The organism is Cardinium endosymbiont of Culicoides punctatus, assembly GCF_004354815.1.
Classification (GTDB): Bacteria; Bacteroidota; Bacteroidia; order Cytophagales; family Amoebophilaceae; genus Cardinium.
The window spans coordinates 1-12,716 of the sequence record NZ_QWJI01000003.1 but is presented as its reverse complement, the minus strand read 5'-3'; the positions used below and the strand labels follow the sequence as shown (position 1 = coordinate 12,716).

At 34.3% G+C, this 12,716-nt stretch carries 9 protein-coding genes and 1 other RNA gene; 9 read left to right on the top strand and 1 reads right to left on the bottom strand.

What is annotated here, in order from left to right:
* Positions 1 to 41 precede the first annotated feature (41 nt).
* From CCPUN_RS00890 to aspS, 9 genes are all read left to right on the top strand, one after another.
* Positions 42 to 1,166: a CapA family protein gene (locus tag CCPUN_RS00890; protein ID WP_133281704.1), complete on the top strand. Its 1,125-nt coding sequence runs from the start codon at positions 42 to 44 to the stop codon at positions 1,164 to 1,166.
* A 110-nt stretch (positions 1,167 to 1,276) separates the two neighbouring features.
* Positions 1,277 to 2,395 carry a signal peptidase I gene (lepB, locus tag CCPUN_RS00885; protein WP_133281703.1) on the top strand — a complete coding sequence of 373 codons (1,119 nt, stop codon included), beginning with the start codon at positions 1,277 to 1,279 and terminating at the stop codon, positions 2,393 to 2,395.
* Between the two features lie 10 nt (positions 2,396 to 2,405).
* An RNA gene (rnpB, locus tag CCPUN_RS00880) (RNase P RNA component class A) lies at positions 2,406 to 2,817 on the top strand.
* 411 nt (positions 2,818 to 3,228) lie between these two features.
* The gene (locus tag CCPUN_RS00875; protein ID WP_133281702.1) at positions 3,229 to 4,977 is read left to right on the top strand and encodes an ABC transporter substrate-binding protein; all 1,749 of its coding nucleotides are present in this window, start codon (positions 3,229 to 3,231) and stop codon (positions 4,975 to 4,977) included.
* Positions 4,978 to 5,064: 87 nt separating this feature from the next.
* Positions 5,065 to 6,063 carry an ABC transporter permease gene (locus tag CCPUN_RS00870; protein WP_240034334.1) on the top strand — a complete coding sequence of 333 codons (999 nt, stop codon included), beginning with the start codon at positions 5,065 to 5,067 and terminating at the stop codon, positions 6,061 to 6,063.
* Positions 6,064 to 6,077: 14 nt separating this feature from the next.
* Positions 6,078 to 6,938 carry an ABC transporter permease gene (locus CCPUN_RS00865; RefSeq protein WP_133281701.1) on the top strand — a complete coding sequence of 287 codons (861 nt, stop codon included), beginning with the start codon at positions 6,078 to 6,080 and terminating at the stop codon, positions 6,936 to 6,938.
* Between the two features lie 3 nt (positions 6,939 to 6,941).
* Complete coding sequence (locus tag CCPUN_RS00860) at positions 6,942 to 7,925, top strand: ABC transporter ATP-binding protein (RefSeq protein ID WP_133281700.1); 984 nt, start codon at positions 6,942 to 6,944, stop codon at positions 7,923 to 7,925.
* Between the two features lie 23 nt (positions 7,926 to 7,948).
* Positions 7,949 to 8,941, top strand: a complete 993-nt coding sequence (locus tag CCPUN_RS00855; protein WP_133281699.1) for an ABC transporter ATP-binding protein — start codon at positions 7,949 to 7,951, stop codon at positions 8,939 to 8,941.
* 40 nt (positions 8,942 to 8,981) lie between these two features.
* Entirely contained in the window at positions 8,982 to 10,382 is a 1,401-nt protein-coding gene (aspS, locus tag CCPUN_RS00850; RefSeq protein WP_133281698.1) for an aspartate--tRNA(Asn) ligase, read from the top strand.
* 72 nt (positions 10,383 to 10,454) lie between these two features.
* On the opposite strand, the gene CCPUN_RS00845 is transcribed toward aspS, so the two are convergent.
* Positions 10,455 to 11,408: an ankyrin repeat domain-containing protein gene (locus tag CCPUN_RS00845; protein WP_133281697.1), complete on the bottom strand. Its 954-nt coding sequence runs from the start codon at positions 11,406 to 11,408 to the stop codon at positions 10,455 to 10,457.
* Positions 11,409 to 12,716 lie beyond the last annotated feature (1,308 nt).

Here is a 12,716-nt window from a genome sequence, read left to right as displayed (position 1 = left end):
AAAAGAATCTATAAATAGCCTTAATAGCATCTTTCTAAACAATGAACAATAAATTTATATCCCTTTTAATTTTCATTTTTTTCAATAGCATATTCCCTGTGTTAGGAGGCATGAATAAACCAGAAGAGACGCTTTCTTTGCTTTTTATAGGTGATATTATGGGGCATAAAACACAACATGTTGCCGCATATGATGCGGGGTCAAAAACATATCAATATGACGATGTATTCCAACATATAAAGCCAGTTATTTCTGCTGCTGATTTTGCTATTGCCAATTTAGAAGTGACACTTGCTGGTGAGCCTTATACGGGATATCCTTGTTTTTCTGCACCAGATGCCTTGGCATCTGCCTGTAAAAATAGCGGTATTCATGTAATGGTAACGGCTAATAATCATAGTTATGATCGTGGAAAACAAGGAATTATACGTACGATCCAAACACTAGACAGATTACAGATCATGCATACCGGAACATTTTTATCTAAGGAACATAGAAAAAAGACCAATTTGCTGATTTTAGAAAAAAATAACATAAAAGTAGGCTTGCTCAATTATACCTATGGAGCAAATGGTCTTTGTGCTTCTTCCTTGGTAGGCATGATCAACGTAATTAATCGTGAACAAATACTGAAGGATATCACAGCAAGCAATTCCCAAGCTTTAGATCAGTTGGTTGTATTTTTGCATTGGGGGGAAGAATACAAAACACAGCCAAATGTTGAACAAGAGACATTAGCTAATTTTCTAATTGAAAATGGAGTAGATATTGTGATAGGCGCTCACCCACACGTCTTACAAAAAATGGTATTGAACACGACAGAAAAAAATAAGCCTTACTTCATTGCTTATTCTTTGGGTAATTTTGTTTCTAATCAAGGGGTGATCAGCACAAGTGCAAGTGGAGGGGCAATGGTAAGCATTCAGCTTACAAAGAAAGGTAAAAAAACTTTTATTGATAAGGCTGGCTATGTCTTAATATATGTCAATAAAGAAACGTTTAATGGGAAACCCAAATTTTCTATTTTGCCTTGTGCTAAATACATAAATCAGCCTTCTTTTTTTAAAGAAAAAAAGTCATTTTTACAAATGAACCATTTTGTGTCTGATGCAAGAATATTATTACAGAAAGAAAATGTGAATGTTCATGAAATGACGTTATATTAGTTTATATCTCCCTCTTTATTGGTAAAATCCACCATAGTGTGTTATATTGCAGTTTATCAGTATTGTAATTACGTTGTAAAGTATTTTTGTAACTAACGAAGGATAGGAAAATGAAGATTCCTTTTTTAGGTAAAAAAAGAAGACAGATAAGCGGCGTTACAGGGCCGGTAAACGCAGTTAAGGAGTGGATAAACTCTATATTGTTCGCTGCTATAGCAGCAACTTTAATTCGTTGGATGGTCATTAGCTTATATGTTATTCCTTCTGGATCCATGGAAAGTACGTTGCTAACAGGAGATTTTGTGTTGGTAAGCAAGCTACACTATGGTGCACGTACACCGGTTACTCCTTTGCAAGTACCACTAAGCCACCAAACTATTATAGGAACTAAAACGCCATCCTATCTTGACTGGATTCAACTACCACAATATCGTCTTCCCGGACTAGGGAAGGTGAAAAGAAATGATATTATTATTTTCAATACGCCCGTAGAATTAGATAAACCAGTTGATTTACGTGAATATTGGATAAAGCGTTGTATTGCACTTCCAGGTGATTTTATTTATATAAGCCATAAGCAGGTTTACGTAAATGATCAGTTGGCCAGAAAAGCTGATTTTGTTCAGTATCTTTATTTTATAAAAACAAAACGCCATTTAAGCAGTGCTTTTTTCGAAAAAAATGGTTTTAGAAACCCTGTAAATTACACCTCTCCAGGTTGTGAGGGATATGCTGTTTATGCTACGCCAGAAAAAGTCAACCAGCTTACGACTGTATTGCCTTCTTATATACAGTCCGTAGAACCGGTAGAAGATGAAGTAGGTATACGCCATACTAGAATTTATCCTTGGAACGCTGCTTTCTCTTGGACAAAAGACAATTTTGGTCCTGTTAAAGTTCCTGAAAGAGGAATGACTATTCAGATAAATGAAACGAATATTACATTATATGGTTTTCTTATAGAAAGATATGAAGGTAAAAGAGACGTTAAGCTCACTCGAAATGAATGTTGGATAAATGACCAGCAAATTTATGAATATACTTTCAATAAAAATTATTACTTTGCTATGGGCGACAATCGTGATCAATCTTGTGACTCTAGACTTATTGGGTTTATACCCGAAGATCATATTGTTGGAAAAGCCGTTTTGGTATTGCTATCTTCTGATAGGCGTAAAAGTTTTTTTAGTGGCATCCGTTGGAATAGACTATTCCATAGCATAGATTAATGATATTAGAAAAATAAGCTGGCTTGTCGCTTTAGTTTTTAAACTAAAGAGGAAAGTCCGGGCAATATAGAGCACCCTACTTCCTAACGGGAAGGCATTCGGCATTAAAATTGCCGTATGACAGCAAGTGCCACAGAAAATAAACCGCTTTTTGATAAAAAAGTAAGGGTGAAAAGGCGAGGTAAGAGCTCACCGCTCTGTTGGTGACAATGGAGGCATGGTAAACCTTAGGGATTGCAAGGTCAAATAGGCATGCTGACACGTAATAGTGTGACGGGCTGCTCGTCCGTTTTTCTTCTTTAATTAGTAAGGAACAGTATGTGGGTAAACTGCTAGAAGTCATGAGTGATTGTGACTCCAGATAAATGACAAGCGATGCACATGTTGCATTACAGAACCCGGCTTATAGGCTTATTTTTCTAGTAAAATTTATTTTACCTCTTTCCATTTCTTATTGGTTATTCATTTTAGACTTAATGAAACTTCTTTCGAAACTAATTTTTAGCCCTATATTTGTTGATAGGAATAGAAAAAATGGAGTTACATAATGTGTTTCGAAAAAAGTCTATATTATACATAAGAAACTATAAGTTTGTGCTATGTAAAAACCTTTTGGGGTTGATGATAAACTTTGTTTATATGCTAAAATATAGTATATTAGGCCTCATAACAATGTTTTAAACATTTCTTAGTTGCATTTGTGCTGTGTATTTGTTATAATTAAGGGGGCAGAAAGGGGGAAAAGCATCCTTGCGGATTACGGAGGATAGTTCCCATTTAATATGGATGGGCTTTCCCATTTTGTTTAAATATTATTAAAAATAACTAATCTAATGAGTAAAAGGATCATGGTGTACCTTATGGTTATGGGCCTTCTTGTAGTAATTCTTTATAACCGTCAGTATAAGCGCAAACAGTTTGTTGAATCTTTCTCTATACTGCAAAATGTAACTATGCGTCCAATTGATGGTATGGATCCATTAAGAATAAAAGATGTGGACTCTGCTCACGCAGTATCTAAAATATATGAAGGATTGTATGAGTGGTCTTATTTAGAAAGACCTTTTAAGTTGGTTCCAAATCTTGCTGAAGGCATGCCTATTATCTCTACAGATGGACTGATATATACTTTTAAAGTAAAAAAAGGAATCTTGTTCCAAGATGATGCCTGTTTTCCAAATGGAAAAGGAAGAGAACTTAAAGCAGCTGATGTTGTTTTTTCTTTAAAACGTGTGATGGATCCTAAGAATGCTGCTCCTTATGTCGATTTTTTTAATGGAAAGATACAAGGGCTAGATGTATGGAGGGATACTTCTTTAGATTATGAGCAAGCTGTGGAAGGTTTAAAGGCCTTGGATGATTATACACTACAAGTCACGCTTACACAGCCTTGGTCTATATTTTTAGATTTATTAGCTCATAATACTTGTTATATTGTTCCAAAAGAAGCAGTAATATATTATGGTTCTGAGTTTTTAAATCATCCAGTTGGCACTGGTCCATTTATGTTACAAAATGGATTTAATCCACAAGAAAAGAAACTTGAATTCATTAGGAATCCTAATTTTAGAGAGAAGCTGTTTCCATCTGAAGCTGCTCCTCAGTATCAACATATGTTAGCTTATGCTGGTCGGAAACTGCCTTTAGTAGATAAAGTGATAACATATGTTTTTGAAGAAGAACAGCCACGTTTCTTGAAGATCCAGAACGCTGAAATTGACATAGATAGAGTTGATACCTCTGCTTTTGTGCTAAGTATGGTAAAAGATGGTAAGCTCTTACCTGAGTTTGAAAGTAAAGGTTTGGTTTTTTACCAGGAAGCTGGTTCTTCAACAGAGTTCTTTACGTTTAACCATAATCATGATCTTTTTAAGAATCTTTACTTAAGACAGGCTATGTCTTTAGCTTTTGATAGAGATACATATAATCAGCTGTTCTATAATGGTGTTGCTGAAGTAGCCCACTCTTTAGTGCCTCTAGCATTATTGGATCCTTCCGAGCCAGTTAAAAATCCATATGCTTATGATGTTAAACGTGCTAGAGACTATTTGACACAAGCTGGCTATCCAGATGGCAAGGGACTACCTGTGATTACGCTTGATGTGCGTTCAGAAACCGCTGAAAAAAACAAGGCTGATTTTTTTGCAAAATGTATGGCTCAAATTGGCATTCAGATTCAAGTAATTACCAATACATGGCCTGAATTGTGTAACAAGATATTTACAAAACATGCTACCATGATGCATGCATTAACATGGCATGTTGATTATCCTGAAGCCTCTTCTTGTTTAGAGTTAGTAAGTAACAAAAATTTAGGTGGGTTACAGTATGAAAATACTGAATTTAATAAACTTTATAGTAAAGCTAAAATCATAAATGAAAGGGAAACACGCTGTTTGGTATATACCAATTTAAGTCAGGCCACAGCTGAAGAGGTTCCTATGATTTGTGCAGTACATAGACCCATTCAGTTTCTACATCATAAGTGGATTAAGAACTTTGTGTATAGTGGATATAATTATGGATTGGATCAATATATCGCAGTGGATATGAAAGAAAAAAATCAGTTTTCTTCCAGGTAATCACACAAAGTTATATAGGTTTTTAATACTCCCTCTGAACATGACATGCTACGTTCTTTAATATAGTTCGCATGTAACTGACTTAAAATGAAGATTGTAAGTTCAGGGTTCAGAGGGGCTCTAACGCAATCTTCATTATTATTTATCATGAATCTTTTTATATATCTCTTTAGAAGGTTTTTATATGCTTTCTTAGTTATTGTAGGAGCTACCTTTATGATATTTTTAATATTTAACATAGTGGTTGGAGATCCTACGGTTGTTCTACTTGGCAAGTATGCTACTCCACAAGCTATGGCTGCATTGAGTGAAGAGTTAGGCCTAAATAGACCATGGTATATACAGTACTGGGATGTACTCAAATCTGCATTTACTTTTGATTTTGGCTATTCTTGGAACAGTAAACAGAATATATTAAAGATATTCCAAGAAGGAGGATTAATTTCTCTTACTGTCACATTTCCTGCTTTTATAATAGGAAATGCTTTAGTTATATCCGTTGCACTTTGGATGACCAAATATAGAGCCACACTGTGGGACAGACTCTTGGTTACATTTTGTATTGTGATGACTAGTATTTCTGCATTGGTTTATATTTTAATAGGTCAAGGAGTATTTGCATATCAGCTTGGACTCTTTCCAATAACAGGTTATGATAATGGTTTTATTAATTGTATTCCTTACATTGTTTTGCCTACTATTATTAAGGTATTATTGCACTTTTGCTATCAATACCGTTTTTATAGAACGATTATGCTTGATGAAATTTATCAAGATTATGTGCGTACGGCACGTGCAAAGGGGCTTCAAGAACAAGTTGTTTTATTCAAGCATATACTCAAAAATGTAATGATCCCTATTATTACTTCCCTTGTAAAAGATATGCCATCGTTAATATTTGGTTCTGTACTTATAGAAAATTTTTTCGGTATACCAGGGTTAGGTAATGTAGTTATAAATGCGATAAACTGTTGTGATTTTCCAACGATTAAGGCGGCAACCATCGTTTCAGCAGTACTTAGTGTTTTATTTAACATCCTTGGCGATATGTTGTATACATTAGTAGATCCCCGTATAAAATTGTAAACAATTGTATATATATGAGTGATACAATCAATCAATCTTTTTTGAAAAAAGTATTTGCAATATTAGTACGTAAAAAAACTACTCTTTTTTGCCTATTGATTCTATCAGGATATGTTTTAGTAGCCATATTTACGAAAATGGGCTGGTTGGCACATAACTGGAATGAAGAAGTAGGTGCTTCTCATGAAATCCCTAACTTGTGTAATGTATTTGGAACAGATATTTTAGGTAGAAGTGTTTTTTCCAAAGTGATACATGGATGCGAAGTGGCCATGAGTGTTGGATTTGTAGTAGCAGTTTTTTCGATTACCATTGGGGTTGTATTTGGTGTTTTAGCTGGTTACTTTGGTGGGATAGTAGACGAAATTGTGGTTTGGTTATATACAGTTATTGCTGCTGTTCCTACTATGATTTTACTGATGGTTGTTGCTTTTATGATGGGGAAAGGCATGGGCAGCATTTATGCAGCATTAATCGTAGCAGAATGGACAGAAACCTGTCGTTTAGTTCGCGGTGAAGTTATGCGTCATAAATCTAGGGAATACATTCAGGCAGCTTCAGCTATTGGAGCTAGTAACTTCCGCAAGCTTTTTATCCATATATTACCAAACATTATGCCATTGATTATTTATCAATTCTCTTTAGTCTTTCAGGCTGCTATAAAGTATGAGGTAATTTTATCTTACTTAGGACTTGGTGTTCAAAATAAGCCAAGTTGGGGTATTATGATTAGTGATGCTAAAACAGAGCTGTTACGGGGTATCTGGTGGGAGCTTTTTTTTGCTACCATGGCTATGTTTTTGTTGGTACTTGTTTTCAATATTATAGCTGATGCGCTCAGAGATGCATTAGATCCAAAGTTAAAAGGCCGGTAAAGTATGAAAGAAAAAATTCTTGAAGTAAGAAATTTAGTTACCCAATTTACTATGGGTAGTCGTATGGTTGCTGCAGTTAATAATGTTTCTTTCGATCTTTTTCGAGGTCATTCTCTAGGTATTGTTGGAGAGTCAGGATCTGGAAAATCTGCTATGGCACTTTCGCTTATGCGGCTTATAACCCCTCCTATTGGTACTACTACAGGGCAGGGTATTCTACTGGAAGGGAAAGATATTTTGCAGTTATCTCCCAAAGAGATGGAAAGTGTACGTGGCAATCGCATTTCTATGATTTTTCAAGAGCCAATGACCTCTTTGAATCCTGTTTATACGATTGGTGAGCAAATTATGGAAACCATTCAATTACATGAAAAAGCCTCCCTAAAAGAGGCAAAAATGCGTTGTTTAGAGTTATTAACCTTAGTAGGTATACCAGCTCCACATCAGCGTATCTCAGAATATCCACATCAGCTTTCAGGAGGAATGCGTCAACGTGTAATGATTGCTATTGCATTGGCTTGTAGTCCCTCCGTATTGATTGCAGATGAGCCTACTACTGCTTTAGATGTAACTACGCAAGCACAAATCATTGATTTGATTCAAAAATTACAGAAAGAGACACAAATGGGTATTATACTTATTACCCATGATCTAGGCGTAGTTGCTGAGGTTTGTGATGAAGTAGCTGTTATGTATTGTGGCAGAATTATAGAAAAAAGTTCCATAAAAGAAATTTTTGATGGGCCACGTCATCCTTATACACGAGCCCTCTTAGATGCCATACCACCTTTAATGGGCGGGAATCGTAATCATACTAATAGGTTGCGTACTATTGAAGGTATTGTTCCTGCTTTATTTGATTTGCCAATGGGTTGTAATTTTCAAGATCGTTGCAGTAGGGTAGCGGATAGATGTAAAAGTAGTAAACCACTACTGGAAGAAGTAGCACCAAACCATTTTGTAGAGTGTTTTTATCCACTTAAGTAAAACGCATCTAAATAGGTATTTTTATGCAAGTAAATCAAGAAGTTTTATTAGAAGTCAAACATCTTTCTAAAGTTTTTCCTATTAAGCACAGTTTTTTTGGACATACTGTTGGACAGGTTCATGCTGTTAATGATGTAAGCTTTACCCTTCGCAAGGGGGATACACTTGGTTTAGTAGGAGAGTCCGGTTGTGGTAAAACCACACTTGGCAGAACGATTTTGCGTTTGATTGAGCCTACACATGGTCACATCATTTTTGATGGTCAAGATATTACGCATGCAAGTGCCAGTGTTATGCGCAGTATACGGAGAAAAATGCAGATTATTTTTCAAGATCCTTATGCTGCATTAAATCCTAGGATGTCTATTAAAACAATTTTGGAGGAACCTATAAAAATCCATAATTTGGCGCAAAATAAAGAGACATTGACTCAACGGATTTATCAACTTTTAGATTATGTGCAGTTGTCTAAAAATGTGTTATCTAAGTACCCCCATGAATTTTCTGGAGGTCAACGTCAACGTATTTGTATTGCTAAGGCGCTAGCAGTAGAGCCGATTTTTATAGTTTGTGATGAAGCTATTGCAGCGCTGGATGTTTCTGTACAAGCTCAAGTTATTAATCTATTAATGGACTTACAGAAGGATCTAGGTTTAACCTATCTTTTTATTTCTCATGACCTTAAAGTAGTAGAGTTTATTGCAGATCATGTTGTAGTTATGTATTTAGGTAAGATTGTAGAAACTGCTCCAGCAGATGAAATCTATAGCAATCCTAAACATCCTTATACAAACGCTCTTTTTTCTGCTATACTTACAACAGATCTGTCTAATAGAAAAGAACGCATTATTTTACAGGGAGATGTTCCCAGTCCAATGGATTTACCTACAGGTTGTCATTTTCATCCAAGATGTTGGAAAGCTACAGTACAGTGCGCTAAAATGTATCCTTCGGTGACTAAAGTCATAGGAACATCTTCTCATGAGTTTGCCTGTTACCATCCGGAAACTACTTAACCTATTAAATATACTTTTTTTAGCATAAACTTTTAAAATCATGTATCAACTTTCAGAGATAAAAAATCTTTCTGTTTCAAATGAGCAAGAGGTGGTTAGACTTAGGGGACGTGTTTTCTCTAAAAAAGACTGTGGTAGGGTGTTGTTTTTGATTTTGCGAGATGGCATAGATACTTTGCAAGCTGTCGCACTAAAACAAAGAGAAAGTGTGAGCACTCCTTTATCTTTAGATGACTATAACGTGTTACGTAAAATAGAGAATGAATCTTTTATTGAAATAGTTGGCAAAGTCTATTGTGCAGAAAAACCTGTACTAGCCTGTTCACAAAAATCTATTGAATTGGAGATTAACAGTTATACTATTCTTAGTAGGTCTGTGTTAGATTTACCTATTACGCTCAAAGAAGCTTCTATAACAGAAGAGAAAAAAAATGACAACCCACAGTTACCCTCCATTCAGTTTTTTAAACGGTTAGATAATCGTGTGTTGGATTTGCGCACACAGCTTACCCAGTCTATCATGCGTATGAATGATGGATTTCTTTTTTATATTCAAAAATATTTTCGGGAAAACAAATTTATAGAAATCAAAACCCCAAAGCTAATAGGTGGTGCCTCAGAAGGTGGTGCGGATGTATTTAAGGTCGATTATTTTGGTAAACCTGCCTGTTTGGCACAAAGTCCTCAGTTGTATAAACAAATGGCTATTATTGGTGACATGAAGCGGGTATTCGAAATAGGCCCAGTCTTTCGTGCAGAAAACTCCAATACGAATAGACATCTTACAGAGTTTGTGGGTGTGGATCTTGAGATGGTCATTGATCAAACCTATATGGAAGTAGTTCATGTACTTTATGCTATGTTTGTATATGTATTTGAAAGGTTGAGTGAAACATACAAGAAGGAGCTAGAAATTATACAAACTTTTTTTGATCTTCCCCAGCTTACCCTTGCATCGGAATTAGTCACCATTGAATTTTCGGATGCTGTCGCATTATTAAGAGCACATGGCAAAGAGATTGGCGATTTTGATGATTTTTCTTCAGAGGATGAGAAAAGCTTAGGTGCTATTGTAAAAGAAAAGTATAAAACAGATTTATATGTAGTTACCAGATACCCATCCAATGTGCGTCCATTTTATACCATGCCTGATTCACAAGATCATAGATATTCTAACTCCTATGATTTTATGTTGCGGGGAGAGGAGATTCTTTCCGGAGCACAACGTGTACATGATTATGTTATGTTAACTGAGCGCGTAGCTGCATTGGGCATAGATCCCAATACCATACGTCACTATCTTGATGCATTCAAGTATGGTGCACCTCCTCATGCCGGTGCTGGTATTGGTTTAGAGCGTATTTTACGGTATTTCTTAGGGCTTTCAGATATCCGTTATTGTAGCCTATTCCCTCGTGATCCTAAACGATTGTATCCTTAGGTTTGCTTTAAAGTCAGCATGATATCCATTTCTAAAAAAAGTTGCAGATTATTGCTTAATGCTAGGATATGTTCATATCTGGTCTGAATTGCTAAAATAAGGAGTATTGCCACAGCAGTCCTTTGAAAATGGACTATAACCATGTTGAATTAATATTTCAACAATTTCTTTATGCCCTTTTTCGGCTGCAAGATGCAGTGGAGTGTTTCCTATCATATCTGTTTTCGTAATATCAGGGTTGCATTTTAATAATCTTTTAAGAGCTGCAACATACCCCATTTTAGCTGCAATATGCACAGGAGTGGTACCATTATTATTGAATGTATCCACATCAGCACCATTGTTAATTAGTATCTCCATCGCTAGTAAATCATTATTTTGAGTTGCTATATGAAGAGGGGTTTCTCCATCTTTATTTTTTGCATGCACATTAGCACCGAGTTTAAGTAGATGATACATGATTATTGCATTACCTTTTTCAGTTGCTGTATGAAGAGGAGCGTTTTCATATTCTTTTTCTGCATTTACATTAGCCTTTCCCTCAAATATTAGCCAATCTACGATTGGCCAATTACAATTTTGAATTGCTATATGAAGAGAAGTTGCTCCATCTTTATTTTTTGCATTCACATTAGCACCAAGTCTAAGTAGCCAACTTATGACTAGTATATTCCCTTTTTCGGTTGCTATATGAAGAGGAGTGTTTCCATATTCGTTTTTTGCATGCACATTAGCTTTTACGTTAAATAGTAACCACTTGATGACTGGCCAATTACGATTTTCAATTGCTATATGAAGCGCAGTGGATCTATTATTTATATTTACAGGAATATCCTTTTTTTTTGTTATTTTTCCTGTTTCTAGTGTAGGGAACACTTTACCTTCATTCGGTTGTTTTATTTGAGAACGGATATTCGATGTAGCCATTTCTGTTTGTTGAACACAACCAGTAGTTAGCACTAATAGGCTTAGTATAAAAGCATATAAAATATGCCTGTTTAATTTAAAATTAAATGATAATTGCACAATAAACTAGAGTTAAAAAATAGGTAGTGATTAAAATATATTATATACCTAAATCAGCCTGAAATATGTATAAAGTCCAATGTAAAATATAAAACTGATTATTAGTTAAATCTATTAATTTGTCTGCCTTTCTACATTTTATTGACGTTGGAAATAAATCAATTTATATAAAATTAACATTCAGTTTTTCAAATTTAACCAATAAATCACTTGATCGATTAGATAATCGTAAATCTATACAACAGTCGCATGAATAGCACATACAAAATTCTTTGTTATCTTAAAGTAAGATTAGAGATTTTTAATTTTGGTATTTTAATTAAACTTGATTTTTTAATTACACAAATTTAATAATTTTTTTGTAAAAACCACCTAAAATGTCATCTAAATCATAATTGTTACATTTGGTATTGATATAAAAATACTAGAAATGAATTGAAAAACTTAATATCACATATCATTTAACCATCATTGATTGCTGTTTTTATCCACTTATATGACCAATGTTACTAAAAAGTACAGTATTGTTTAGTATTGCATATTCAATATGAACCATTTTTGAATGTATTTATACCGTTATAAATTCATTTTTGTTAAATTTTTACTTTTTTATAAACATATATAATATTTTTTTGTATTATTATAAATAAAATTTGTAACTTTACTTATAAAGAAAGGCCCATAAGGGAGGTTAAGAGCCTATATTAATGATACGAATAAAAAGAGCTTGTGGTTTTTATTAATTGCCTTAATGATCATGCTAATCCAATCTAAATAAGATTCGCATCGTTCCTTAAATTAATTATTTTCCACATCTTTTTGTTGTTTGAATAGAAGCTTAGTAAAACTTTTGGTAGGTGTAGTTGTGTTTGATACACTTTTATAGCATTCGTGTATTAACTTTAATTTAAAGGGAGTAAGGCTTGAATCTAGTGAAATCATAGAATCAGGCATTGAGCATAGTGGTATGACTACTACTGAAAGCTTCAGTATTTCCTTTTGAAAGCAAGTTATTACACAAAAATTTTTAAATCTGACTTATATGACAGAATTATGTGTAACAACGGATTAAAATATATTGCACTGATTAACAATATTAAAACATAATACATTAGGATAGAGTTAAGGAAGCCTCTTTTCTTGTATAAGTTACGGATTCTTGTAATCCTTTTTAATCAATCATAAATGATTATTTAGAAATGTAATTTATATCAGGACTTTCGCAAAGTATTGAATAATTGATATTTTTGTAGTTATAGTTACTAACTTCAAATTATTGTACTCAACGATGAAAGTTACTACGCAACT

Bases quoted from the DNA above. Each gene is read 5' to 3' on its own strand.
- CCPUN_RS00890 (WP_133281704.1), top strand. From the start codon at position 42: ATGAACAATAAATTTATATCCCTTTTAATTTTCATTTTTTTCAATAGC.
- lepB (WP_133281703.1), top strand. From the start codon at position 1,277: ATGAAGATTCCTTTTTTAGGTAAAAAAAGAAGACAGATAAGCGGCGTT.
- CCPUN_RS00875 (WP_133281702.1), top strand. From the start codon at position 3,229: ATGAGTAAAAGGATCATGGTGTACCTTATGGTTATGGGCCTTCTTGTA.
- CCPUN_RS00870 (WP_240034334.1), top strand. From the start codon at position 5,065: ATGAAGATTGTAAGTTCAGGGTTCAGAGGGGCTCTAACGCAATCTTCA.
- CCPUN_RS00865 (WP_133281701.1), top strand. From the start codon at position 6,078: ATGAGTGATACAATCAATCAATCTTTTTTGAAAAAAGTATTTGCAATA.
- CCPUN_RS00860 (WP_133281700.1), top strand. From the start codon at position 6,942: ATGAAAGAAAAAATTCTTGAAGTAAGAAATTTAGTTACCCAATTTACT.
- CCPUN_RS00855 (WP_133281699.1), top strand. From the start codon at position 7,949: ATGCAAGTAAATCAAGAAGTTTTATTAGAAGTCAAACATCTTTCTAAA.
- aspS (WP_133281698.1), top strand. From the start codon at position 8,982: ATGTATCAACTTTCAGAGATAAAAAATCTTTCTGTTTCAAATGAGCAA.